Annotated in this window: 25 protein-coding genes; 12 read left to right on the forward strand and 13 right to left on the reverse strand. The window is 59.8% G+C overall.

From position 1 onward, the window contains the following. Positions 1-79 precede the first annotated feature (79 nt). Positions 80-826 carry a type I methionyl aminopeptidase gene (gene map / locus CDO73_RS08010; protein WP_088488001.1) on the reverse strand — a complete coding sequence of 249 codons (747 nt, stop codon included), beginning with the start codon at positions 824-826 and terminating at the stop codon, positions 80-82. 182 nt (positions 827-1,008) lie between these two features. Here map and CDO73_RS08015 point away from each other — a divergent pair, with 182 nt between their 5' ends. After that, positions 1,009-2,340: a TerD family protein gene (locus CDO73_RS08015; protein ID WP_088488002.1), complete on the forward strand. Its 1,332-nt coding sequence runs from the start codon at positions 1,009-1,011 to the stop codon at positions 2,338-2,340. A gap of 86 nt (positions 2,341-2,426) precedes the next feature. Here the strand turns inward: CDO73_RS08015 and CDO73_RS08020 are convergent, their stop codons facing one another. After that, entirely contained in the window at positions 2,427-3,320 is an 894-nt protein-coding gene (locus CDO73_RS08020) for an AraC family transcriptional regulator (protein WP_088488003.1), read from the reverse strand. 138 nt (positions 3,321-3,458) lie between these two features. Between CDO73_RS08020 and csaA the strand changes: the two genes are divergently transcribed. Then, complete coding sequence (gene csaA / locus CDO73_RS08025; RefSeq protein WP_088488004.1) at positions 3,459-3,791, forward strand: chaperone CsaA; 333 nt, start codon at positions 3,459-3,461, stop codon at positions 3,789-3,791. Between the two features lie 206 nt (positions 3,792-3,997). Here the strand turns inward: csaA and CDO73_RS08030 are convergent, their stop codons facing one another. After that, positions 3,998-4,867 (reverse strand): helix-turn-helix domain-containing protein, encoded by an 870-nt coding sequence (locus tag CDO73_RS08030; protein WP_088488005.1) that lies wholly within the window; start codon positions 4,865-4,867, stop codon positions 3,998-4,000. Between the two features lie 232 nt (positions 4,868-5,099). Between CDO73_RS08030 and CDO73_RS08035 the strand changes: the two genes are divergently transcribed. Then, positions 5,100-5,549, forward strand: coding sequence for an SRPBCC domain-containing protein (locus tag CDO73_RS08035; RefSeq protein ID WP_088488006.1), 450 nt, complete (start codon positions 5,100-5,102; stop codon positions 5,547-5,549). A gap of 178 nt (positions 5,550-5,727) precedes the next feature. Then, positions 5,728-6,897, forward strand: a complete 1,170-nt coding sequence (locus CDO73_RS08040; RefSeq protein WP_088488007.1) for an AbrB family transcriptional regulator — start codon at positions 5,728-5,730, stop codon at positions 6,895-6,897. A gap of 25 nt (positions 6,898-6,922) precedes the next feature. On the opposite strand, the gene CDO73_RS08045 is transcribed toward CDO73_RS08040, so the two are convergent. From CDO73_RS08045 to CDO73_RS08060, 4 genes are read right to left on the reverse strand one after another with little or no spacing between them, the layout of a single operon-like run. Next, entirely contained in the window at positions 6,923-8,050 is a 1,128-nt protein-coding gene (locus CDO73_RS08045) for an acyltransferase family protein (RefSeq protein WP_088488008.1), read from the reverse strand. Then, positions 8,040-8,714: a D-alanyl-D-alanine carboxypeptidase family protein gene (locus tag CDO73_RS08050; protein WP_088488009.1), complete on the reverse strand. Its 675-nt coding sequence runs from the start codon at positions 8,712-8,714 to the stop codon at positions 8,040-8,042. The genes CDO73_RS08045 and CDO73_RS08050 overlap by 11 nt, the downstream gene beginning before the upstream one ends. Then, positions 8,681-10,012 (reverse strand): alanine racemase, encoded by a 1,332-nt coding sequence (alr, locus tag CDO73_RS08055; RefSeq protein ID WP_088488010.1) that lies wholly within the window; start codon positions 10,010-10,012, stop codon positions 8,681-8,683. The genes CDO73_RS08050 and alr overlap by 34 nt, the downstream gene beginning before the upstream one ends. Then, positions 10,009-11,079 carry a D-alanine--D-alanine ligase family protein gene (locus tag CDO73_RS08060; protein ID WP_088488011.1) on the reverse strand — a complete coding sequence of 357 codons (1,071 nt, stop codon included), beginning with the start codon at positions 11,077-11,079 and terminating at the stop codon, positions 10,009-10,011. Before CDO73_RS08060 ends, alr begins: the two co-directional genes overlap by 4 nt. A gap of 352 nt (positions 11,080-11,431) precedes the next feature. Here CDO73_RS08060 and CDO73_RS08065 point away from each other — a divergent pair, with 352 nt between their 5' ends. Beyond that, positions 11,432-12,124, forward strand: a complete 693-nt coding sequence (locus CDO73_RS08065; RefSeq protein WP_088488012.1) for an SMI1/KNR4 family protein — start codon at positions 11,432-11,434, stop codon at positions 12,122-12,124. Positions 12,125-12,203: 79 nt separating this feature from the next. Here CDO73_RS08065 and CDO73_RS08070 read toward each other — a convergent pair whose 3' ends face one another. From CDO73_RS08070 to CDO73_RS08090, 5 genes are all read right to left on the reverse strand, one after another. Beyond that, positions 12,204-12,680 (reverse strand): DMT family transporter, encoded by a 477-nt coding sequence (locus CDO73_RS08070; protein WP_088488013.1) that lies wholly within the window; start codon positions 12,678-12,680, stop codon positions 12,204-12,206. Positions 12,681-12,709: 29 nt separating this feature from the next. After that, on the reverse strand, positions 12,710-13,138 hold the full coding sequence (locus tag CDO73_RS08075) for a DMT family transporter (RefSeq protein ID WP_088488014.1): 429 nt from the start codon (positions 13,136-13,138) through the stop codon (positions 12,710-12,712). Positions 13,139-13,263: 125 nt separating this feature from the next. After that, on the reverse strand, positions 13,264-13,578 hold the full coding sequence (locus CDO73_RS08080) for an ArsR/SmtB family transcription factor (protein WP_088488015.1): 315 nt from the start codon (positions 13,576-13,578) through the stop codon (positions 13,264-13,266). Positions 13,579-13,702: 124 nt separating this feature from the next. Continuing rightward, the gene (locus CDO73_RS08085) at positions 13,703-14,806 is read right to left on the reverse strand and encodes an anthranilate phosphoribosyltransferase (RefSeq protein WP_088488016.1); all 1,104 of its coding nucleotides are present in this window, start codon (positions 14,804-14,806) and stop codon (positions 13,703-13,705) included. A gap of 12 nt (positions 14,807-14,818) precedes the next feature. Next, positions 14,819-15,415 carry an ANTAR domain-containing response regulator gene (locus CDO73_RS08090; protein WP_088488017.1) on the reverse strand — a complete coding sequence of 199 codons (597 nt, stop codon included), beginning with the start codon at positions 15,413-15,415 and terminating at the stop codon, positions 14,819-14,821. 378 nt (positions 15,416-15,793) lie between these two features. Here CDO73_RS08090 and nirB point away from each other — a divergent pair, with 378 nt between their 5' ends. From nirB to CDO73_RS08125, 7 genes are all read left to right on the forward strand, one after another. Beyond that, positions 15,794-18,280 (forward strand): nitrite reductase large subunit NirB, encoded by a 2,487-nt coding sequence (gene nirB / locus CDO73_RS08095; protein ID WP_088488018.1) that lies wholly within the window; start codon positions 15,794-15,796, stop codon positions 18,278-18,280. Next, on the forward strand, positions 18,277-18,627 hold the full coding sequence (nirD, locus tag CDO73_RS08100) for a nitrite reductase small subunit NirD (RefSeq protein ID WP_088488019.1): 351 nt from the start codon (positions 18,277-18,279) through the stop codon (positions 18,625-18,627). Before nirB ends, nirD begins: the two co-directional genes overlap by 4 nt. Positions 18,628-18,712: 85 nt before the next feature. Next, on the forward strand, positions 18,713-19,615 hold the full coding sequence (locus CDO73_RS08105; RefSeq protein ID WP_088488020.1) for a formate/nitrite transporter family protein: 903 nt from the start codon (positions 18,713-18,715) through the stop codon (positions 19,613-19,615). After that, on the forward strand, positions 19,612-20,376 hold the full coding sequence (gene cobA / locus CDO73_RS08110; RefSeq protein ID WP_088488021.1) for a uroporphyrinogen-III C-methyltransferase: 765 nt from the start codon (positions 19,612-19,614) through the stop codon (positions 20,374-20,376). The genes CDO73_RS08105 and cobA overlap by 4 nt, the downstream gene beginning before the upstream one ends. 179 nt (positions 20,377-20,555) lie before the next feature. After that, complete coding sequence (locus tag CDO73_RS08115) at positions 20,556-21,044, forward strand: DinB family protein (RefSeq protein WP_088488022.1); 489 nt, start codon at positions 20,556-20,558, stop codon at positions 21,042-21,044. 162 nt (positions 21,045-21,206) lie between these two features. Further along, on the forward strand, positions 21,207-21,734 hold the full coding sequence (locus CDO73_RS08120) for a TetR/AcrR family transcriptional regulator (RefSeq protein ID WP_088488023.1): 528 nt from the start codon (positions 21,207-21,209) through the stop codon (positions 21,732-21,734). Positions 21,735-21,797: 63 nt separating this feature from the next. Then, entirely contained in the window at positions 21,798-22,763 is a 966-nt protein-coding gene (locus tag CDO73_RS08125; RefSeq protein ID WP_088488024.1) for an SDR family NAD(P)-dependent oxidoreductase, read from the forward strand. Positions 22,764-23,041: 278 nt separating this feature from the next. On the opposite strand, the gene CDO73_RS08130 is transcribed toward CDO73_RS08125, so the two are convergent. Then, positions 23,042-24,757 carry a DEAD/DEAH box helicase gene (locus tag CDO73_RS08130; protein WP_088488025.1) on the reverse strand — a complete coding sequence of 572 codons (1,716 nt, stop codon included), beginning with the start codon at positions 24,755-24,757 and terminating at the stop codon, positions 23,042-23,044. Between the last annotated feature and the right edge of the window lie 7 nt (positions 24,758-24,764).

A 24,764-nucleotide genomic window follows, 5' to 3' on the forward strand; every position in this document is an offset into this window, starting at 1 on the left:
TGTCCAGCAATTCGCTTGCCTTATGCTTTTTCGGCGTCGGGATCGTCGGTAAACGAGATTCTCATAACGCCAATCTTCGTTACTGCGCGGTCAAGATCTGAGGACCTTCCGCGGTGATCGCGATCGTGTGCTCGTACTGGGCGGACAGCTTGCCGTCCAGCGTCCGGGCGGTCCAGCCGTCGGAATCGATGACCAGCTCGTAGGTGCCTTCGGTGATCATCGGTTCGATGGTGAATACCATGCCTTCTTTGAGCAGCACGCCTTTGCCGGGTTTGCCGACATGCATATAAGTGGGCGCTTCGTGCAGATCGCGTCCGATGCCGTGAGCGAGCAGGTCGCGCACGACGCCGAACCCTTGCCGCTCCGCGTGCTGCTGGATCGCGTTGGTCACGTCGCCCAGCCGATTGCCGGGCCGCGCCTGTTCGATGCCGAGATCGAGACATTCTTTGGTGACGCGCATCAGCTTCTCTGCCGTCGGCGAGATCTGTCCGACCGCATAGCTCCAAGCGGAATCGCCGAGCCATCCGTCCAGCTCCGCGACCGTATCGATCGTGACGATATCGCCTTCTTTCAGCGGCGTATCGCTCGGGAATCCGTGCGCGATCACGTCGTTGGGCGAAGCGCAGGTCGCGTACCGATAACCGCGATACCCTTTCTGGTAAGGGGTCGCGCCGTATTTCGCCATCAATTCTTCGAAGATGCGATCGATCTCGTTCGTCGTGATGCCCGGCTGGATCAGCGGGGCGATCGTCCGATGACATTCGGCAACGACCTGGCAGGATTTGCGGATCGCTTCGATTTCCTGTTTGCTTTTGAGAATGATCATATTTATCTGAACTCCTTCATTAAGAGCTTGCTTATCCTCCAACCATAAGGCATATGGAATAAAGAAGCAAAAATTCGCCCGGCGAATTCTTACGTTCCGGCAGGCGCGGCGTCGAAGATGTCGAAGTTCTTTGCTATGATAAGGAAGAATAAGTCTCGCAAGCCGGAGGAGGAACTGACGGGATGAACGTGATGAAAGGCCAGAGAACGGACCTCACCAAAGGGCAGCATTTGAACGAAATCACGCTGGAACTGGGCTGGACGACCGATAACGCGGAGATCGAGATCGACGGCGCGGCGTTTCTGCTGTCGGATCGGGATATCTGCGAAGAAGACGGAGATTTCGTGTTCTACGGACAGCCGACGCACGCCAGCGGAGCGGTTCGGCACGGCGGCAAAGTCGGCGAGCGCCGCGAAGTGCTGACGTTCGCTCCTTCGCTCATGCCGGAAACGGTACACAAGATCGCGCTGACGCTGACCATTCATGACGGCGAAGAAAACGGACATTTTTTCCGCGACGTCCATGACATTCATATTCGCTGCCTGAATGCCGAGAACGGCAGAGAGCTGCTGAAGTTCGAATTCGGCGAAGAACTGGAGCGCGAGACGGCGATCGTGACCGCCGAGCTGTACCGGCACAAGGAAGAGTGGAAATTCGCCGCGGTCGGCAGCGGGTACAATGGCGGGTTGGAGGCGCTCTGCGAGAGCTACGGGCTGGACGTGGCGGACGACAGCGAAGACGAGGATATCGAACAGGAAAAAGCCGCTTCCGCGGCCGAAACCGGAACGGATGCGGAGGACGCGACCGCTTCGAACGACGCTCCGCCGCAATCTTCGCAAACCGCGGCGCCGTCGGAAAAAGCGGGCAGCGAGCCGGATTCGGCCGGAGCGTCCGCGGACGTTCCCGCTCCGCCGGTTCGCCGCGTCGAACTATCCAAGCCGACCGGTTCGCCCGTCGTGCTGGAGAAGATCCAACTGTCGAAGCCCGGCAGCGTCTCGATCCGCAAATCCGATTCGGCGATGGCGATGCTCGTCTGGGAGAATCCGAGCAAAGACCTCGATCTCTACTGCTTCTACGTGACCAAGAGCGGGGAATGCGGCAAAGTGTATTATAAGAATCGGGGTTCCGGTCAGCGGCCGCCTTATATCGAATTGGATCGAGACAGCCGGGGCGCGGGGCAGGAGACGATCCGTCTCTACCGCACCGACGAGCTGAAATACGTGTTGTTCTGCGCGTACAGCGCGGTCTCGAACGGCTTCGGCAGCTTCAAAGGGATGAAGGCGCGCGCCGTCGTCGACAACGGAGAAGGCCAACGCGTCGAATCGTGGCTTCAGAAAAAAAACATGTTCTCGTATTGGGTCGCGATCGCGAAGATCGATTTCACCGGCGAAGACCGCATGGAAGTCAGCCAAGTCGAGACGTATTCCAAAAGCGGAGTCGAGAACTCGCCGCTGCTCTACGCGGACGGTCGGTTCGAGATGAACGTGGGACCGGTGGAGTTCAAGGGCCGATGATATTTTGATGCGGGCAAAATGCAGAGCCTTTCTTCCGGCCGTATCGCTTGCGGCGCGAAGAAAGGCTTTCGGTCTCGGGAAGCGCGTCATACCGAACCGGATTCGCCCGAGCGTTTGCGAAACTCGCCCGGCGTCTGCCCCTGCTCTTTTTTGAACGATTGAATAAAATGATTGACGTGATTGAAACCGGCTTTGCGCGCGATCTCGGTGACGGTGTCGTCGGTCTCGAGCAGCAGTTCGGCGCTTTTCTTGATCCGGTATCCGATCAGGTAATCGTAAGGGGTCATGCGGACCGTCTTCTTGAAGCTGCGCGTGCATTCCGAGACGCTCAGATGGGCGGCGCCGGCGATCTCCTGCAGGGTGACGGGGTCCACGTAATGTCGATGAATAAAGCTCAGCATCAATTGAAGCCGTTCCTGCTGCCGTTTCTCGCGTCGGGGCATCTCTTCGCGCGGAAACGGGAGATTGGCGATCAGCAGCAGCCATAATCGGACCGTCTGAATCGCGATTTCGTATTCCCAGCCCCAATCTTTCGCGGCGTCGAACTTCTTTTTCATATCGAGCAGCTGATCCAGCGCAAGGCGCGCCCACGGCTCTTCCCCGGAAATGACGGCCGCGGAGAAAGAGGAGCGGGTGTACGGAAGCACGTACCGTTCTTCCATCGCGCTGCCCGAGTGAAAAGCCAACAGCTTCTCGGGAAAATTGAAACTGACGTATTCGCCGTTCTCCGCCAGCTTCGTCACGATATGCAGCACGGCTTTGTTGATCAGGATCGCTTGTCCGGCATGGAGTTCGTAATCGATCCCGTTGATCTGGATGACGAGCGAACCCTTCGTCGCCAGCGTGATCTGAAGTTCTTCGTGCCAATGCAGATCGTTGAAGCCTCGACCTTCGGGGGTGCTGGCGTAGCGGGTATGGGTATACATGATGTACGGAAACGAATCGTCGGGAAAAGCGATCGTTTCGTGCAAAGGTTTCATGGCGGAGCGCCTCTTTTCTATGACGATATATCGATACGAATAAGCCATTTAGTTGCACCTGCGTCTTCGATCCGATGATATTATTATATCGATCGTACAGATGAAAAAGACAGCGTCGAGAAAAGGAGAGGATCGGAAGTGGCCGTGTTTGACGATTTTCTAAAATTGGATTTGCGGGTGGGCACGATTACGGAAGCGGAGTTTTTCGCCAAAGCCAGAGTGCCGGCTATCAAGCTGAAGATCGACTTCGGAGAAGAGATCGGCCTGAAAGCTTCCAGCGCGCAGATCACGAAGCGGTACGAAGCGAAAGATTTGATCGGCAAGCAGGTCATCGCGATCGTCAACTTCCCGCCGCGCCGCATTGCGGGATTCGATTCCGAAGTGTTGGTGCTCGGCGGAGTGCCGGGCGAAGGAGACGTGGTGCTGCTCAAGCCGGATATCGAGCTGCCGAACGGAACGCCGATCGCTTAAGCGAAGGTCGTCCGTCCGGCGAAGACGAGAAGCGGATGCGAAGGTTCGCCGCCCGTTCGCGTCTAGTGAGTTGACCGCATAGAATCTAAGGTTTGAGTCCTTCGGAAACACGCACGGTTTAAGCGGGTTTCTCGTCGGAGACTTTGTACACGGGTTAGGTACGAAATCTCGGAGGGCGAAACCTAACCTCTTAAGCTGTCAGCGTACTACGTTCTCGAACCGTGGATGTAAGCTTCGGGCGTGACGCCGACCACCGCTTTGAAGTCTTTGATAAAATGCGTCTGATCGTGATAACCCAATTCGCTCGACAAATGCTGAAGCTTCGGCCGGATGCCGTCCGCGCCGCCGCGATCCAGCGCTTCGGCCGCCTGTTGAAGACGATACAGCCGGATGGTCCATTTGGGACTGAGTCCGACCCGGCGGCTGAACAATCGCTGAAGCGTGCGCTTCTCGATATGGAACAGCCGGCAGACGTCGTCGACCTTGGTGAGTTCCCGATCTTCCGCGATCCGTTCGGCGATCTGCCGCAGCAGAAGCGATTCTTCGTCCGCCGCGGGCAGAGCCTGCGCAAGCAGAAGGTCGACCCGCGCGATCAGTTCTTCGTTGTCCGACGTCAGCAGCGCTTGTTCCAGTTCGGAGCTTGAAGCTTCGATGACCGACTCGACGGGCAGAGGCCGGCCGTTCAGTTCCGACAGCGATTCGCCCAGAAACGGATAGAATCCGCCCGGATGGAACTTGACGCCGAACACTTTGCCCCGGCTCTGCTGAAGGTAAGCGAAACGCGACGCGGAAGGCGGATAGAAGAACGTCCGGCCCGGTTCGATGACCAGATTGACGCAGGGATTCGGCACGACTTCCTGAAGATAAGGTTCGGAATCGGTCAGATCCCATTCGACGACCCAATAATGGCGGACGAAATCGGCCAATTCCGGAGCGGGCGCATAACGCAGCAGTCGGAAATGACGGCGGCCTTCGTCCGGATTCAGCACGCCGAGCGAAGGTTCGGACGAATCGAAGAAAGGCGAGACGGCTTGGTGCGGCAGGGAAGGCGAAGCGGCGGAAAGGCGTTCGGGCATGTTCGGAAAGCTCCTCTCGATCGTAACCTTTCGTGTTGACGAGGTACTCGTACGCTGACGGGACGGACATCAAGGAAACGGCGCGGCTGCGCGGAATATTCGGATTGTCGCGTTTTTACTATACGAATGTGTGTTCTTCTTATAGGATGATTGTAACACGGACGGCAGCCGAGTGCGAGAAGTCGATCGCCGCGTTCGCCGCCGTCAATCCCGAATACAGGAGGAACGAATCATGAAGCTGGAGTATACGATTTACGTCGACGCCGAGCCGGAGAAAGTCTGGGAAGCGCTGGTATCGCCGGAAGGCACGCGAGCTTGCTTTTTCGGGTCGGAGTTGACGACTTCTTTCGAAGAAGGATCGTCGATCGAATATGCGGGAACAGGCAGCGACGGCGAGAAGATCGTACACGTGTACGGAACGGTCGAAACGTACGAGCCGAACCGGAAGTTGGTCTATATCGAACATCCGGGGCCTACTTATCACCAGAATCACGCCGAGCTGACGAGCCGGGTCGCGTTCGATCTGTCCGAAGCAGGCACGACGACGAAGCTTACGCTGATCAATGACCAGTGGAGCGACAATCATCCTTCGTTCGAGAATTCGAAAAGCGCATGGCCGATGATTCTCAGCTCGATCAAAACGTGGTGCGAGACGGGCAAGACGCTGGATTTCGGTTTTTGAACGAACAACAGCAAAAAAACGTAGCAAGCCTCGGCCTTCGGCCGGGGTTTTCGTCATTGTCGCCGTATCCCCGCCCCGCGTAAACCGTTTTGTATCGCGATCATTCAAATTCGTGATTTTTCCCGCGACATCCTAAAGGGTATAATGAAGGGTGGTTAAACGGAAATGAGGGATCATCATGACGACTGCACAATCGGTAAAAATCTCGCCGGGGCCGCGAATCTTCGTCGCTCTGCTCTTATCGCTCGCGGGCGCGGGCATTTTCCTGCTGCTCGGCCTGCCTTTGCCTTGGCTGCTGGGGCCGATGTCGGCGGCGCTGCTCGGTTCGAACCTGCTGCCCAAGCATTACGCTTGGCCTTCGTCGATCCGCGACGGAGCCTTGATCGTGATCGGTTACACGATCGGCTTGGCGCTGACCGGCGAAGCGCTGCGGCGTATGGGAACCCAGATTCCTTATATGATTCTGATGACGTTCCTGCTGCTTCTGCTGTGCGCGGGACTGTCGTTCGTGATCGGCAAGCTGTCCGGCACGGACTTCAAGACGTCGCTGCTCGGCAGCGTGCCGGGCGGACTGTCGCAGATCGTGATCTTGGCGGAAGAAACCAAAGGCGCCGATCTGACGCTGGTCACGTTCAATCAGGTCATTCGGCTGCTGTTGATCATCGTGGGTGTGCCGCTGATTCTGTACAGCCCGTTATTCGCGCAGCATGCCGCGGAAGCGGCGCAGACGGTCGCGACCCGGCAGGCTTCGTGGACAGGACTGTTCCCGAATATGCTGCTGTACGGGCCGTTATGCGTCGGACTTGCGCTGTTGGGCCGCAGGTTTCGTTTTCCGACGGCGTTCTTGTTGTGTCCGGCTTTCGGCACGGCGCTGTTGCAAGCGACCGGATTCCATGCGCCGCAGCTGCCGCACGGCGCGACGGCCGCGGCGCAGCTCGCGATGGGCACTTACGTCGGCACGCTGCTAAAGCCGGGGCAGATCGAACACAAAGTGCGCACGTTATCGCTGTCGCTGCTGAACGGCGTGCTGCTGATCGCGGGATCGATCGGATTGACTCTGCTGTTGACCCGCTTGCAGCCCGTCGCCCCGCCGACGGCGCTGCTCAGCCTCGCCCCCGGCGGGATGGATCAGATGGGGATCATCGCCCATACGATCGGCGCGGATCTGTCGATCGTATCGGGGTACCAGTTGTTCCGGACGTTCTTCATCTTCTTCGCGATCCCGCCGCTGATGCGGCTCATCTTCCGCTATACGGACCGCCGGGACGCCAGCAAAGTGAAAGCCTCTTCCGGAGCGGAAGAGGCGGCGCCGATCCGCGAAGCCGACGGAAGCGCGAGAAGGCGGTAGAGCGGTAAGCCGAATCCGGCACGAATCATCGGGAAAAGCGGCGCGAAGGCGCGGAGGAAGAAAGATCTTCTCCGCGCTTTTCGTCGTGCGCGGCCCGGCGGCGCGTTCCCGCCCGGTTCATGACGGCGGCCGCGAACGCGGAGAGCGCGACGGAGAGCAGACAGACGGCGGCGTAATGCACCGGGCTGTTCGCGATCAGCAGCCGTTCGCCGTTGACGGCTTCGGCGGCGCCGCGCACCAGAACGATCGCCAAAGGATGCAGGATATAGATCCAAGTTCGCCATGCGCGCAGCCGCTCGGACCCGCGCACGTTCCAAGTCGTCGACCATACGAACAGCAGGAACGCGGCCGGAATCGAGAACAGGTACATGCTGTCGTGACGGGGCAGGTCGAGACGATGAATCCATAAGCCTTCGGCAATCAGCAGCGCCAGCGCGAGAATCGCCGCCGCTCCGAGCCGGAAGTTCGCGGAGCGAGGCAGCGGCGATGTCGGCAGCTTCCGCCGGGCGAGCGCCGCTCCGGCCAGAATCGGCAGCGGCGCGAAGAACAATCCGTTGCGCGTGTAATCCATCCCTTGATACAGCGCGTCGAATACCGGCTTAAGATGAAGGACGTCGACGGCGAATCCATAGTAGCTGTCGCCCAGCAGGCCGAACGCGTACAAAGCGATCGCGGCCGCCCAAGCCCAGACGAGCGAAGGCAGGCGCGTCAGACCGTAGATCAGCCAAGTGCCGATCCAGAGCGCGGGGAAAAACCAGAGATGATAAAAAGTGCCGTCCAGCGCGATATCGCGCGCGGCGGCCAAAAGATCGAAGCCGTTCGCGAAATCGCCTTTGTACATATTAAGCGGCAGATAGATCAGGATCGACAAGCCGTACAGCAGCGCGATCTTGTTCGTGTAGCGCAAAGCGGCGGAGCGGTTCGCCGAAGCGTCGTCCCCGAATTTGCGGAACAGGAAGAAGCCGGCCCCGATAAAGAAGATCGGCACGGCGACTCTCGAGATCAGCCCCGCGACCCAAAAGTCGGCCTGCGGGCTGACGCTGGCCAGCGGAGACGTATGGTTGGCGACGACGAGCAGCGCGGCGGCGAATTTCAGCCAGTCCGTACCGCCGATATTTTGGGAAGAACGGCCCGGCGCAAGATTAGTTCCCATGCGACGCCTCGCCGTATCCCGCGCTTCCCACGTATTCCTCCAGACACAAGTCGCGCTCTTCCATGATCACGGCATGATCCGCGCCGACGTAGCGGAAATGCCACGGTTCGCAGGAGATGCCGGTCAGATGCTCTTTGTGCGCTTTGTAACGCTGAACGAAACCGAACTCGGCCGCTTTCGCTTTGAACGCGCCGCAGACGCCTTCGTCCGGAAATTCCGGCGCGATAAAGTCCAGTCCGCCGGCCGCCGAGCCGACATCCACGGCCAGCCCCGTATGATGCTCGCTGCATCCGGGCAGCGCCACGTATTTGGCCGTGTATTCCGGGCCGTTGCTTTGCAGCGAAGACGAATAGATCTCCGTCTGCTCGGCGAGATCGCGGTAGCCGCTGACGACGACGATGTCGTCTTTGCCGTTTACCGCTTCCAGCAGCGCGTCCAACTGTTCCAGACAGGTCCGGTCGAGACGGATGCCGGCGTCCAGCACCCGGATGCCCGGGCGCGAATTCGCCGGAACAAGCCGGCTTTCCGTAACCGCGGCGCTTTCGGATACGGGATGGTCGCGGTTGATCAGAATCGGCGCGTTTTGCGCGTTCGGTTTCGTCCGTCCCGTCGACGCGTTTACGTCCCGGTTTATCCGCGCAAGACGCGTTGTTTCGATTTCCATGCGTAGTCCTCCTTCGCCGGAGATTCGCTGTCCGAATCCGGTCCGTAGTTTCTCGGTACGCGGCTTGTCAGAGAAGCCGTGATTTCCTGCGGGACGACGCCTGCGCGCGAAGCGGCTTCCGCGCAGGAGACGGTTTCCCCGCCCTGACTGCCGATCAGTACGACCGGATCGCCGGCCCGGCAGGGACCCGGCAGCCGGACCGTCAATTGATCCATGCCGATCCGGCCGACGATCGGCGCGCGTCTGCCTCCGACGAGCACTTCGCCGCCCTGCATGATCTGCGACCAGCCGTCGGCGTAGCCGATCGGCACGGTGCCGATCCATTCCTCGCCCCGCGCCGTGTAGGCGCGATCGTAGCCGATCGTGTCTCCGGCGGAGACCTGTTTGGCTTGGATCAGCGCGCTGCGCAGCGTCAGCGCCGGTTCCAGCTCCCATTGGGGAGCGAGCGCCGACGGATAGAAGCCGTAAGCGGCCGCGCCGATCCGGACCATGTCGAGCGCCATCTCGGGAAAGCGCAGCGCCGACGCGCTCCCGCAGCAATGTAAAAGGGTAGAATGAATCCCCGAACGGGGCGCCCATTCCGCCATGGTCAGGAAACGTTCGTATTGCAGCCGCACGAACGACGGATCCGCCCAGCCCGCCGTGGCGAAATGGGTGAATATCCCTTCGGCGACGACGTCTTCCCGCTTCAGCCAAGGGACGAGGCGATCCCATTCTTCCCGGCTTCTGAGTCCGATCCGGCCGAGGCCGGTATCGAACTTCACGTGCACGCGCAGCGGAGGACTGCAAGAACCATCCTCCGTGGAAGAGTCGGCTCCGTCGCGATCGAAGGCTTTCTCGGAACCTGCTCCGCGGACGCCCGCCCCGCTGTCGTCGAAGCCGCGCTGCTGCGTTCCGCCGCTGTGCATGCCGCCGCGCAGGCCGTTCGGCGCGCCCGGTTTCCGCCGCAGTTCTTCGCGCTGCTCGAACCAGTCGGCTTCCGTTACGGTGAGCCGAATATCCAGCGCCGCCGCGAGCTCCGCGTAACGCGGCGGCACCGGCGCCAGCACGAGGATCGGCAGGCGGATGCCGTGCTCGCGCAGCTCGACGGCTTCTTCGAGCAGCGCGACGCCGAGCATGTCGGCGCCGGCCGCAAGAGCCGCTTCGGCGCTCTCGATCGCGCCGTGCCCGTAACCGTTCGCTTTGACGACCGCCATCAGCCGGACCGAAGCGGGGAAGCGGCGGCGGATCTTCGACAGGTTGCGCCGAACGGCCGCCGTGTCGACGTCCGCCCGGGTGTCGCGGTACGAGGCGCTCATCGTACGCCTCCGACGGACGTTCGGGTGCGGCCGCGTTCCAGCGCGTAACCCATCAGCTTTTCGATCAGGGCCGCGTAGCTCGTGCCGTCCGTCCGTTCCCACATGACGGGATACATGCTGGTGCCGGTGAAGCCCGGCAGCGCGTTGATCTCGTTCAGGTAGATCAACCCGTCTTCGCCGAGGAAAAAGTCGACGCGGGCCAGTCCCGAACAGCAGAGCGCTTCATAAGCGCGGATCGCCGATTCGCGAATCTCTTCGGCGGCCGCTGGCGGAATCTCGGCCGGGATCGACATGCGCAGCGTCGGATCGGCGTATTTGGCGCGGAAGTCGAAGAACTTCACGCCGTGCAGGAATTCGCCCGGCAGCGAAGCCAGCGGGCGGTCGTTGCCCATGACCGCGACTTGGATCTCGCGGCCGGGAACTTCCCGCTCGACGACGAGTTTGGCGTCGTAGCGCAGCGCTTCTTCGATGCCGGCTTCCAGCGCGTCCGCGTCTTCGCAGCGGCTGATGCCGATCGAGGAGCCGAGCGTCGCCGGCTTGACGTAGCCCGGCAGCAGGCCGCGTTTCTTCAGGCGGCTCAGCACGCCCGCGCGATCTTCTGTCCAGAGGCGGCGGGTGACGATCTCGTACGCCGTCTGCCGGATGCCGGCCAGCCCGGCGAGCCGGTGCGTCACGTCTTTGTCCAGCGTCATGGCGGCGGACAGCACGCCGTTGCCGACGTAAGGAATGCCGAGCAGTTCCAGCAGTCCCTGCACCGTGCCGTCTTCGCCGTTCGCGCCGTGCAGCAGCGGCAGGGCGACTTTTTCGCCCGGCAGAGCGAATTCCGTCGTCAGGACGTCGCCGAGCGAAGACGCCGCGTCCGATCGGCGCGGAGCCGGCGTCAGGCGTTCCGCGTTCAATCCGGCTTCCGGCATCCGGCCGAGGCCGGTCCACAGTCCTTCGCGGGAAATATAAATCGGGTAGATCTCGTGTTTTTGCGTATTCAGCGCCTTCAGCACCGTAGCCGCCGTTTTCAACGATACTTCGTGTTCCGGCGATTGGCCTCCGTACAGAACATAGACGATCATGAGGAATCAGCTCCTTGTTGTATTCGATTCGTGTCCCGGGTATCCAGAAGACGCGGCATCTTCGAAATTTGTATCGCATTCGCGAAATTTCGCCCGAACGCCCGGTTCGGCGGACAGGAAGATCCGAGCGCTTATTTAGATGTTCGTACGGAACGAAAGGCCACAAAAAATTTCGGAAAATAAATTCGCTGCCTGCCGCGAAAAAGCGGATTCGGTGGTGCGGAAGCGGCAAGCGGCACCGTCCGTCTTTTCCCGAAGCCGCTTGTCTGCTAAAGTTTGAACATAGAACCGAAAGACTGCGGGCGCGAAGGTCGGCAAGGCCGCGGTCCGGGCAGGAAGGGGAGCGGTAAAGATGAACGAAAAGGACACGGGATTCGGCGCGGAGATCGAAGACATTCGCCGAAGAATCGACGAGCGTTACGGAAACGAACGTTTCCGGATGCTGTTCTACGACGTGGCGGACAATATTCCGGCGGATATGCGGGACGCGGAGCGCGAGGTTCCGGAAGAGCTGCAAGGCGAAGACGACGGGGAGTGGGCGTTCTGGAAGCCGGTCGCTTCGACGATCTCGAAAGACGAAATCGATGCGCTGGAAGCGAGGCTGGGCGCGGCTTTTCCTCCGTCGTTCCGGGCGATGCTCGAAGCGTACCATCTGGTAAGTTGGACGTCGGCGGGAATGAGCGACGGGCAGGGCGGTTATGTCGGAGGCTGCATGTCGTTCGCGCTGCCGGCTTTGACGACGGAGAATCGGCTGTCCGAGTTGGAGCGCAACGCGGCCGAGGACTGGGGCGGTATGATCGCGGCCGGATATCTGCCGTTCGCGATCGGCGAAGACGGGCAAGGACCGATCTGCTTCGACTTGAAGCAGCGGAGCGCCGACGGAGATTGCCCGGTGATCTGGATCCTGCACGACGATCTGTTCGATCTCGGCGAGGACGGGGTATCGATGCGCGAGAAAGTCGAACCGCATGTCAGGCAAATCGCCGATTCTTTCGAGGATATGAAAGCGATTCTGCTCGGCGGAGAAGAGGTTTCGAACACTTGACCTCAGAGAAAAAGGACTGTTCGAAAGCCGCGACCCGGCGACGGAACAGTCCTTTTTATACGGATTATGCGATAGTGTCTTATGCCGCCGCTTTGGCTCGGGCAGCTGCCGCGGAGCGCTTGTTTCCTCTGTAAATCAAGTACAAGGCCAACGCCATGAATCCGAGCGCCAGCATTCGTTTGCCGTCGAGCCGAATTTCCAAGCTGTTGAACCAACCGAAATGATCGATCAGCATGCCGGCGACCAGCTGTCCCGCGATTCCGGAAATATTGGCCGCGATCACGCCGATTTTCGGTACGGCGATCACGGTCAACAGCAAATACACCGTGCCCAGAAAAGCCGCGCCGAGCTGCCACTTCGGCGCGGCGAACAAAGCGCCCAAATTCCCGTTTCCGAAAAATAACAGGTAAAGCGCCAGAAACAGCGTGCCGGTCACGAACGTCAGCAGCGTCGTTTCGAGCGAACCCGCTTTGCGGCCCAGCGTTCCGTTGATCGAAGACTGCGCGCTCAGCGTGATGCCGCCGAGCAGCGTGAACAAAATCATCAATGATCCCATAGGGGCCTCCTTCTATTGCGGATAAGGTTTTAGTGGATGAGCAGCAGCGCGGCAGTCATGGCGACGACCGCGAATATTTTTTCTTTGTTGACCGGAGTCGGCTCGCTGCCGAGCCAGCCGTAATGTTCGATCACCATGCTCATGACCATTTGGCCGATAATGACCGCGACCATCGTGACGCCGACGCCGACGAACGGCACGCTGATCACGATCGAAGTGAGATAGACGACGCCGAGCAGACCTCCGAGAAGCGTCCAGCGGGGCGCGCGGCGTATTTGGGACATCTCTCCTTTTCCGAAAAACAGCCATAGCAGGCCGACGATGATACTGCCCGCCGCAAAGTTATAAAAGCTCGTTTCGACCTGTCCGATCGATTTGCCGAGTTCGGCATAAATGGCCCCTTCGAAGCTGAGAGCGGCGCCGGCCAAAAGAGCCAGCAGATAGTAAACGGGGCGCATGTCGTTTCCTCTTTTCTGTATAATGGAATATCTAAAATAATCGATATACAAATCGCGCGAACCCGATTTTCGTTCGTGCGCACGGCAGCCGGCCGTCCGAATCTGCGGCGCGGACGGCACATCTGTCAGATCTGGGTTCGAATCTCTTCGGCCAAGGCCTGAATCGCGGCTTCGTTGCGACGGTAATACGTCCATTGCCCATAGCGGAAAGACTCCAACAAGCCTGCTTTTTGCATCATGTTCAGATAACTGGATACCGTGGATTGCGACAAACCGGCTTTTTCCTGAATATCTCCGACGCATACGCCGCCTTCGAAATTCACGCCCTTCGGAATATGCGCGCCCTGCGCGGGAAAATTCTTGTCCGGTTCTTTCAACCAAAGCAGCATGTTCAATCGGGTCTCATTGGATAACGCTTTGAAAATATCGATATTTTTCATAGCGTTATTGTATATCGAGATTTCCCGATATGTCAAACGAGACGGAGCATGGATCGGATTCGGCGAAAAAAAAGCCGCGCCGATCCTCGTGCGGGCAGCACGGAGCCGAACGCGGCTTTTCGGTTCACGGTTTGCGCGCCGCCGCTTCCCGTTCGGTCTGAACGCCGATCGGAGCCGCATCCTGCAAAGCCTTTTTCCATGTCAGATACACGTTCCATGCCGCTCCGTCGTCCAGCAAAGGCTTGGCCGTATAAATGCCTTCTTCGACCGAATCTACAGTGCCGGCCAAATGCAGACGTACCGCCGCATTGAGCAGCGTCTGATTATAATAAGCCATATGTCCGCCGCCTTGCAGAACGGCTTCGAGCATGTCGAGCTGCTGCCGAGCAGTCCAGGCGGAGTCCTCTTCGGGCAATTCCGTATCCAGACCGTACATTTCGGGATCGAGCAGATCGAGCTCGCATCGGCCGTCTTCGACCGTATGAATCCGGGTCGGGCGGTGAACGAATGCATCTTCCGAACCTTCCGCGCCCTGCACGATCAACGTTTTGCGATAGCCGAGTCTTGCGACCAGCCGCGCCAACCGATCGATCACGGTATTATGGAACACGCTCAGCACCAGATAAGGCGAGCAGGAATAATCGATCAACTTTTCCGCGGTATTCAACAAGGTGCGCATGCCCAATTCTTCGCGGATGCCGTGCAATCCGCCGAGCGGCGGACACCATTTGGCCGAGTCGGCGAACAGGACCCCGCCTTGTCCGCCCGTTCCCGCCGCCGCGCTCCTATCCGCCGCCGAGATCGCGGCCGCTCGGCTTAACGCGACCGGATCGATGCCGGCCGCGCGCAGAATGTCGTGCAGGACGACGCCGTATTTCGGCGGCAGCGGCGCGGAACCGTGCAGCGTAACGGGAACTCCGGCTGCCGCTACGGCGAAGGCCGTCGGCAGCGAAGCCCAAAAGGTCTTTTGCCTGCCGTCGTACGGTCCCGCGAAATCGATGCCCGGCTTCCGGCATTCCCGATAAGCTTGTCTCCGACATACGGACACGAACGCTTCCAATTCCTCGGCGCTCTCCAGCTTCAACCGCTCCGCGATCAGAAAAGCTCCGGTCTGAGCCGGAGTGGAGCGTCCGCCGAGAATCGCTTCCGCGGCTTCCAACGATTCGCCGTAGTTCAAATCCCGCGCGCCGCGTTTGCCGCGTGCGACTTCTTTTAACAGATCGATCATGGCTGGGCCTCCTCAGGATGGTTCGTGCAGAAGTTGATAGACTTTGACGATGGACGTGGCGACGTCCACCATGCGTTTGCGTTCGTTCATGGCCTGCTTGCGCAGCAGATCGTAGGCTTCGGATTCGGAAATGTTTTTCGTTTTGGACAAAATGCCTTTCGCCATGTCGATCCATTTGCGTTCTTCGAGTCTGGCGAGCAGCTTCTCCCGTTCTTTGTTCCATTGCGCCCGCTCGTAGCATCGCCTGGAACTGAAGTGCAGGATCCAGTGGATCTCGGCCGGCTTCATATGAGGGGACAGCACGCCGTCGATCCGCACGTCGTCTTCGCATGCGGATACCGATAGGGTAGCGGTCTCGGATGTACACCACCAGAGGACAGGGACGATTTTGCGCGACATGAGCACGTCTGCCCATTCGTTCATCTCGGTAATGGGAAGCGCGAGCACGGCAGCATCCGTTTCGCCGACGCGCTCGAAGGCTTCTTCGCGAGTGCATGCCGATTCGATGATATAGCCGCATTCGCCAAGCAATCGGACAGGATCGCTTCCGTTCGCCGCCAAGCCGGAAGGCGGTTCGGAAGAATGGTGCACGATCAGTAAGCTGTGCATGAACGACGCTCCTTCTGCTGTAGAATCCGTTCGTTGACTCCGGTTGATTTCGGTCGGATCTATGATGCGCTGCGATGCAGGTGCAAAAAGAATCAGCCGACACTCCTGCATCCATTCTTTGTGTTATTTTATATAACATGAAAAATGAATTTTTGTCGATGATTTTAAAATCTTAAAAATTATATGTCAAAATTGTTGACGCATGAAATAAATTCGGGTATAGTCGGTCTCAAGATTTGACGCGGATACAATGGTGTATTCGACCGAAGCGGCAATGGCGCCTGCTCTCACTCGAACGGCAAAGGAAAACGTATGTTTTCCGCAGCCGGAGTGGGGGCGGGCTGTTTGTGTTTTCGAGACGAAAGGAGCGATCCCGCAATGAAGACGACGCGTAAAAAGTTAGTGCTGGTCGGCAACGGAATGGCCGGTGTCCGTACCCTTGAACATCTGCTCAAGCTGAACCCCGATTTGTACGATATCACGATCTTCGGGGCGGAACCCCATCCCAATTATAACCGCATCATGCTCTCTTCGGTGCTGGCGGGCGGCGCGAATCTCGACGAGATCGTGATCAACGATCTGGACTGGTATCGCGACAACGGCATCACGCTGCATATGGGGCAGGAAGTATCGAAGATCGACCGGAATCAGCGCCGCGTCTATGCCGAAGGCGGCATCGAAGCCGACTACGACGAGCTGATCCTCGCGACCGGCTCCAACGCGTTCATTCTGCCGATTCCCGGCGCAGACAAAGAAGGCGTCATCGGATTCCGCGATATCAAAGACTGTCGGGCGATGCAGGAATCTTCCCGCAAACACAAGAAAGCGGCAGTGATCGGCGGGGGTCTGCTCGGACTCGAAGCGGCGCGCGGCCTGCTGAACTTGGGGATGGATGTTACCGTTATTCACATCAACGAGTACCTCATGGAACGCCAGCTCGACCGTCCCGCTTCCTTGATGCTCCAGCAGGAATTGGAACGTCAAGGCATGAAGTTCCTGCTGAACAAACAGACGGAAGCGGTATTGGGCCAGAAACGCGCGAAAGGCCTGCTGTTCAAAGACGGCAGCATGCTCGAAGCCGATCTGGTCGTGATGGCGGTCGGGATCCGGCCGAACGTCGCTCTGGCGCAGCGCAGCGGGATCGCCGTCGAACGCGGGATCGTGGTCGACGACTACATGCGGACGAACGTTCCCGGCATCCACGCGGTCGGCGAATGCGCGCAGCATCGGGGCATCGCGTACGGCCTGGTCGCTCCGCTGTACGAGCAGGGAGCGGTGCTGGCCAAACGTCTGGCCGGCGTCGAGACCGGCGGCTACGAAGGCTCCGTCACCTCGACCAAACTCAAAGTCTCCGGCGTCGACGTGTTCTCCGGCGGCGTGTTCGTCGAACCGGAAGGCGCGCGGGCGCTGCGGTATCAAGACGAGATCGAAGGCGTCTACAAGAAGCTCGTCGTCTTGAACGACAAGCTGATCGGCGCGGTGCTGTTCGGCGAGACGGGCGAAGGCGCTTCGCTGTTCGCGATGATCAAGAGCGGAGAGAACATCGCCGGTCGGGAAAAAGAACTGCTGCTGGGTCTGCCCGCGGATGCTTTATCGTCAGGCGGAGGAGGCGGCGCGTCGGCGCGGCTCGAAGCGATGCCGGAAGGCGAGATCGTCTGCGGCTGCAACGGCGTCTCCAAAGGCGATATCGTATCGGCGATCGAAGGCGGCTGCACGAGTCTGGGACAGATCAAAGGCTGCACCAAAGCTTCCGCTTCCTGCGGCGGCTGCAAACCGCTGGTGGAAGGACTGCTTCAAATCTACGCCGGAGACGACGTCGTGACGGTCAAGGAAGGCATCTGCGGGTGCACGAGCCTCAGCCGCGACGAGATCGTCGCCGAGATCAAGCGGATGGGCCTCAAGACGGTCAAAGAAGCCATGAACGTGCTGGAATGGAACAACCCGGAAGGCTGCTCCAAATGCCGTCCGTCGCTCAACTATTATCTGGGAATGCTGTTCCCGGCGGAATACAAAGACGAGAAAGAATCCCGTTTCGCCAACGAACGCTACCACGCGAACATTCAGAAAGACGGCACGTATTCCGTCATTCCGCGCATCTACGGCGGCGTGACCTCCCCGAGCGAGCTGAAAAAAATCGCCGAGGTCGCGGAGAAGTTCGACGTTCCGCTGGTCAAGTTCACCGGCGGACAGCGGCTCGATCTGCTCGGCGTGAAGAAAGAAGACCTGCCGGGCGTCTGGGAAGCGCTGGACATGCCTTCCGGCCACGGTTACGGCAAAGCGCTCCGTACGGTCAAAACCTGCGTCGGCTCGACCTTCTGCCGCTTCGGCACGCAGGACGCGATGGGCATGGGCGTGCGATTGGAAAAAGCGTTCGAGCGGATGAACGCGCCGGCCAAAGTCAAACTCGCCGTCTCCGGCTGTCCGCGCAACTGCGCCGAAGCGACGGTCAAAGACTTCGGCGTCGTGGCGATCGACGGCGGTTGGGAGCTGCATGTCGGCGGGAATGCCGGCGTCCACGTCCGGGCGACCGAGCTGCTCGGCGTGGTGAAGACCGACGACGAAGTGGAAGAATGGGCAAGCGCCTTTTTGCAGTACTATCGGGAGAATGCGACGTGGAACGAACGCACCGCGCCGTGGGTCGAACGCGTCGGGCTGGAGCATATCAAAGCTGTGTTGGATAACGAACAAGAACGCAAAGCGCTGCACGCCAGACTGCGCGATACGCTGGACCGCACCGTCGATCCGTGGAAGCAGATCGTAAGCGAGCCGGAACTGCGCAAAAATTTCGAACGCCTGCCTGCCGCGGCAGCCGTATCCGCGCCGGAAGAACGCCGTTCGGCCGACCAAGAGGAGGAATCCGCATGAACCGGGAAACCGCAAAAGTACGCGTAGGACGCGTCGACGATATCGACCCTCGGGGTTCGCGCCGCTTGAACGTGAACGGCTTGGAGATCGCGCTGTTTCGCTTGTCGGACGGAGACATCCTGGCCGTGGAGAACCGCTGCCCGCACAAAGGCGGGGTACTCTCCGAAGGCATGGTCTGCGGTCCCGTGGTCCACTGTCCGCTGCACGACTGGCGCATCGACCTGCGCAGCGGCGAAGCCCTCGATCCCGACAAAGGCTGCATCGAGACGTTCGAGACCGAAGTCTCCGCCGACGGCAGCATCTATTTGACTTTGACCGGAGCCTTGCTCGGAGCCGACGCCTCCTAGGCGAAGGAACCGAGCCTGCTCCGAAAGAAATTCGTTTCGCCGGTTTTCGACCCGCCCATCCCTATTCCGAAAGCGAGGAACTCTCATGGATTACGTCAAACCCGCGGAAGTACTGCAAAATATGATCGACGCCGGACAGGGCAAAGCGGAGCTGAACGCTCGCCAACTGTTGATCCGAGGCGGATTGGCCGGAGCGATCCTCGCCTGCGCGACCACGCTCGCCATGACCGCATCCGGGCAGACGGGCATGCCGATCGCCGGAGCGATCTTGTTTCCCGTCGGCTTCGTGATCATCGTGCTGCTGGGACTGGAATTGGTCACGGGCAGCTTCGCGCTGATCCCGCTGGCCGTGCTGGAGAAAAAAGCGACGATCGGCGCGATGATCCGCAATTATTTCTGGGTGATCGTCGGCCATCTGATCGGCTGCGGTCTGTACGCGCTGGCTTACGTGCTGATCGTCACCAAAGCCGGCAGCGATGCGTCCAATCCGTTGATCGCGGCTCTGGTCGGTACCAGCGAAGCGAAGACGATCGCCTACAAAGCTCTGGGCGGCGAAGGGTGGCTGCTCGTGTTCGTCAAAGCGGTGCTCTGCAACTGGATGGTGACGCTGGGCGCGGTGATGGCGATGACTTCGAAATCGACGGCAGGCAAGATTCTGGCGATGTGGCTGCCGATCCTGATCTTCTTCGGGCAGGGATTCGAACATACCGTCGTCAATCTATTCGTCATTCCGGCAGGCATGCTGCTCGGCGCGAACGTAAGCGGCGCGGACTGGCTGCTGTGGAGCGGCATTCCGGTGCTGCTGGGCAATTTCGTCGGCGGCGCGCTGCTCACGGGATTGCTGCTCTATTGGGGGCAAAAAAAGGGCGGCATATCGTCCGCGCCGCAGAATGCGGCATCCGGGGCGGTGCTTGCCGCGACCGACGCGTCTTCTTCCGCCCAAACCGTATCGGCCGCCCGCTCGTCCGCTTTGGAGAAAAGCGTATGAGCCGGGGGCGGATCTCGATCGTCGGCGCAGGCCCGGGCGATCCCGAGTTGATTACGGTCAAAGCGCTGCGCCGGTTGGAGGAGGCGGACGTTGTCTTGTACGACCGGCTGGTGAGCGACGAGTTATTGAATTATTGCCGGACAGGGACGCTGAAGATTTACTGCGGCAAAGCGCCCGGTCGTCATGCGCTGACCCAGAGCGAGATCGAACGCCTGATCGTGGATTACGCGACGGTCGGCCATCATGTCGTGCGTCTCAAAGGCGGCGACCCGTTCGTTTTCGGACGCGGCGGGGAAGAAGCGCTGGCCGCCGCGAGAGCGGGCATTCCGTTCGAAGTGATTCCCGGCGTAACGTCGGCCGCCGGCGCTTCCGCTTCGGCCGGAATCCCGCTGACGCATCGGGGAACGGCCGCTTCGTTCGCCGTCGTGACCGGCAGCCGATGCGGCGGCGAAAACGCGCCGGTCCGCTGGGATCTGCTGGCGCAGAGCGTCGATACGCTGGCGGTCTACATGGGCGTCGCCAAGCTGGGCGAGATCTGCGGCGAACTGATCCGCCACGGCCGGGCGGCTTCGACGCCGGCCGCGCTGATCGAGAACGCGACGACGTCGGCGGAGCGGGTCGTCACCGGCACGCTGGGCGATATCGTTCAACGGGCCGCCGCTATGCGGATCGGCAACCCGGCGATGCTGCTTGTAGGCGATACGGTCGGCATTCGGGAGATGCTGCGTCCGGCGGAAGCGGTCGAACGGCGGATCGTATAGACGGCATCTTTCGCAAAGTCGGCTGAAGCCGAAGAATAGCGATGCTGCGCAAGGCATGCGCAGAAGCGGTCGTCGGCTTTTTTTCTTTGCGCCGAAAACAAACACTTGTTCGCTTTTCGTTTTCGGTTTATGATGAAGAGGACGAAGTCCATTCCATACATAATGAAGGAGACGACAAGATGAGCGAAGCGCTGCAAATCAGAGATCATCTGCTGAACGAATTGGAGACGGGGGTGCGCACCGGCGAAGCTCTGATCCGCCTGATCCGTCCGGAAGATTGGAATTATCGCCCGCAGGACAATATGCGTTCGCTGCCGGAGCTGGTGCATCATTTCGCCATGGTGCCTCGCAGCGATCTGGCGATCATGCGGGAAGCTTCCGCCGAAGAAGTCGGCGCGATCGAGAGCGCTCTCGCCTCGGAGCGCGATCCGGAGAAGCTGGCCGCCGCGCTGCGCGAGAGTTTCGATCTGTACAAAGCGTACATCGTTTCGTTGAGCGCCGACGATCTGCTGAACCGCGTCACCAAGGCTTTCTATGCCGAAGAAGGACACAAACAGATCCAATGGCAGATCGAGACGCTGACGCATCTGTTCCATCACCGTTCCCAGTTGTACAACTATCTGAAACAGCTCGGACACGAACTGCATTTTTCGATGCTGTATATGTAAGCGCGAAAGCGGACTGCCTCTTATTTTCCGCCGGAACCGACCAAGCTTCGTCGACATGACGGAGCTTTTTGGATTTCGGGGGTTGCGCGATAAAAATTCTTGAGTATAATAATTTGTAATTGATCAATCAATAATCATACAAAACACGAAGGAGGCATGAGCATGGCGAGAAAAGCAGCCTCGGCCAACCGCAAAGAAGACCTGGTATCGGCGGCGGTGGAAGTGTTCGCGGAGGTCGGCTATTATCGCGCGACGACGGCGATGGTGGCGGCGAAAGCCGGAATCTCGCAGCCGTACGTGTTTCGCTTTTTTGCCACCAAAGAAGAATTGTTGGCGGAGGCGCTGCAGGTATCTTGGCGGCGGATGTTCGAAGCGTTCGGCAGCGTGATCGAGCGGGCCGGCGCGGATACGCTCGAGGAAGAATTGGTCGGCGCCTACGTGGGCGTGATGGAGAGCCACCGAAGCGAGATTCTGCTGCAGATGCAGGCTCAGACGATTCGGGAAGAACGGATTGCGCGGATCATGCGGGACGGTTTCCGCGAAGGAAGAGATCTTATCGAAAGCGCGTTTGCCCGTGCGGGACTTGCGAATCCCAAACAGCGGACGTTGGTTTTTCTGGCTCGGGGCATGTTGTGCAATATCTCGATGTCGCTCGATCTGCCCGAATTGATGGAAGAAGAGAACGTCTGAAGACGGACTCTTTTTTTAACAAGATTAGTAATTGATCAATCAATAACAAAGGAGACGAACAAAATGAGAAAAGCATTGGTATTGGGAGCGACAGGCGGAACGGGGAAGGCGATCGCGCAGGAACTGACGAACAGAGGGATTCCCGTAGTGCTGTTCGGACGATCAAAAAACAAATTGGAACGTCTGAAGCAGGAGCTTGGCGGTGCGGCGTCGTTGCAAGTTCGCGAAGGCGACGTCTTCGAAGCGGATGACGTCGCGGCCGCGGCCGAAGGCGTCGATACGATCTTCCACGCGGCCTCGATTCCGTACCACGAGATGGAGGAGAAGCTGCTGCCGATGGCGCGCGCGGTACTGGAAGGCGCCGGACGGGCAGGAGCGAGACTGGTAGCGGTCGACGGCATCTACCCGTACGGCAGAAGAGCGTCGGTCGAGCCGATCGGCGAAGATCATCCGAAGCAGCCGCATACGCGCAAAGGCCGAACCAAACTGGCTTTCGAACAATTGTTGTTCGAACCTCGCTACGACGGCATGCCGAAGATGATCGTGCGTTTGCCGGATTATTACGGTCCGTCGATGAACAAAGCGTCTTATCTCGGGCAGACGTTCGAAGATATCGCGGCCGGACGGCCCACGGTCTTTATCGGAAACCTGAGCGTGCCGAGGGAATTCGTGTATCTGCCGGACGCCGCGGTCATGATCGTCGAATTGGCGTCGCGCGAAGAAGCTTACGGGCAGAACTGGCATATCCCGTCGGTCGGGCCTGCAAGCGGACGGAGACTGGTAGAGCTCGCGCAGCAAACCGCCGGCCGCAAAAGCCCGGTATTTCCTCTCGGACGAAAAGCTTTGTCGCTTATGGGCGTGTTCGCGCCGGTGATGAAAGAGATCGTGGAAATGCTGTATTTGACCGAGGAACCGCTGCTGCTAAGCGGAGCGAAATACGAAGCGTTGATCGGACCGATTCCGGCTACGCCCTACGAAGAAGGCGTGCGCCGTACGATCGAAGCGATGAAGCGGCGGGCGAAAGCCTGAGGAACCGCTGAGCTTCGCGAGCGGATCAGCGATCCATGCGGATAGAAAAATCGGCTGCAAGACGGGACAAGCCGAAAAAGAGAAGGCAGATCGAACGGCGGCGAGCGTGACGCCAGAGCAGGCTTTCGGCTTGCGAATCGTTAAATCCGGGCATGACAAAAAGCGCGGCGGTTCGTCGCGCTTTTTAAAAAAAGAGAATTAGCCGGCGAGCCGGGCTTTGCGCGCAGGGTCATTATGCGCAAAGTCCGGCTTTTTCCGTTCGGGCGTCCGTGCTTCGGTTAAGCTTTGTCGCCGGACAAACCGTGACTGGAGCGATACAACGTATCGGCGGCCCACTGGCCGTCTTTCCAGGTGCGGTTCGCGTTGGCGCGTGCCGACGCCGCCGTTCCCGGCTGAGGACGGCCGCCCAGACCGCGGCCGCGTTTGGCGTCCGCGCCTGCGCGGGAGCCGCTTTGCGGCTTCTGCGCGGAGCGGCTTTTGCCGGCTGCCGCGCCGCCGGCCGGAGCTTCGCTTTTAGGCGCGCCGCTTGGACGCGCGTCGCTCTTGGCTTTGCCCGCTTTGGCATCGCCGCGCTTGGAAGCGGCGGCCGGAGCTTCGCTTTTAGGCGCGCCGCTCGGACGCGCGTCGCTCTTGGCTTTGCCGGCTTTGGCGTCGCCGCGCTTGGAAGCGGCGGCCGGAGCTTCGCTTTTAGGCGCGCCGTTCGGACGCGCGTCGCTCTTGGCTTTGCCCGCTTTAGCGTCGCCGCGCTTGGAAGCGGCGGCCGGGGCTTCGCTCTTAGGCGCGCCGTTCGTGCGGGCGCGTCCGCCTTGTCCGCGCCCGCTTTGCGCGGACGAATCGGTCGAAGCGGCCGGAGTCTCGCCGGTCATCGGGTACGCATGATCTTTGATTTCCGGGATCGTCTTGCCGATCAGCTTCTGGATGTCTTTGAGATACGGCAGTTCTTCCGTCTCGCAGAACGAGATGGAGACGCCCGCGCGACCGGCGCGGCCCGTACGGCCGATGCGGTGCACGTAAGTCTCCGGAATGTTCGGCAGGTTGAAGTTGATGACGTGCGACAGTTCGTCGATGTCGATGCCGCGCGCGGCGATATCGGTCGCGACGAGCACGCGCGTCGCGCCGTTCTTGAAGTTGTTCAGCGCCGTCTGACGCGCGTTCTGCGACTTGTCGCCGTGAATGGCCTGCGCCGAGATGCCCGAACGTTCGAGCAGGCGCGCGACGCGGTTGGCGCCGTGTTTGGTACGCGTGAACACGAGCGCCGATTCGATCGACTTGTCTTGCAGCAGATCGGTCAGCAGCTTCTGTTTGTTCGGTTTGTCGACCAGATATACGGACTGCTGAATGACTTCTACGGTGGAAGACACCGGCGTGATCTCGACTTTCGCCGGATTCACCAGCAGCGAATCGACAAGCTCGGTGATTTCTTTCGGCATGGTCGCGGAGAAGAACAGCGTCTGCTTCTTGGCAGGCGTCTTGGCGATGATCTTCTGCACGTCGCGAATGAAGCCCATGTCCAACATGCGGTCGGCTTCGTCCAGAACGAGCACTTCGACCGCGTTCAGGCTGACGTGCTTCTGATTCATCAGATCGAGCAGCCGTCCCGGCGTAGCGATCAGAATATCGGTGCCGCGCTGCAATTCGCGTTCTTGCGGAGTCTGCGAGACGCCGCCTACGATGACTTGGCTGCGCAGATCCGTATAACGGCTGTACGCTTGGATATTGTCGTAGATCTGGATCGCCAATTCGCGCGTCGGCGTCAAGATGAGCGAGCGGATCGGACGTTTGCCGCCCGCGGCCGGCTGCGCCGCGAGGCGCTGAATGATCGGCAGCGAGAAAGCCGCGGTCTTGCCGGTACCCGTTTGGGCGCAACCCAATACGTCGCGTCCTTCGAGAGCGACAGGAATCGCCTGCTGTTGAATCGGCGTCGGGTTCGTATAATTTTCTTTTTGCAGGGCTTTGAGGATCGAAGGAATCAAGTTCAAGTCGTTAAATGTCATGGTAGCT

Origin of the sequence: Saccharibacillus sp. O23, from assembly GCF_002205895.1 — a bacterium.
Taxonomy (GTDB): Bacteria; Bacillota; Bacilli; order Paenibacillales; family Paenibacillaceae; genus Saccharibacillus.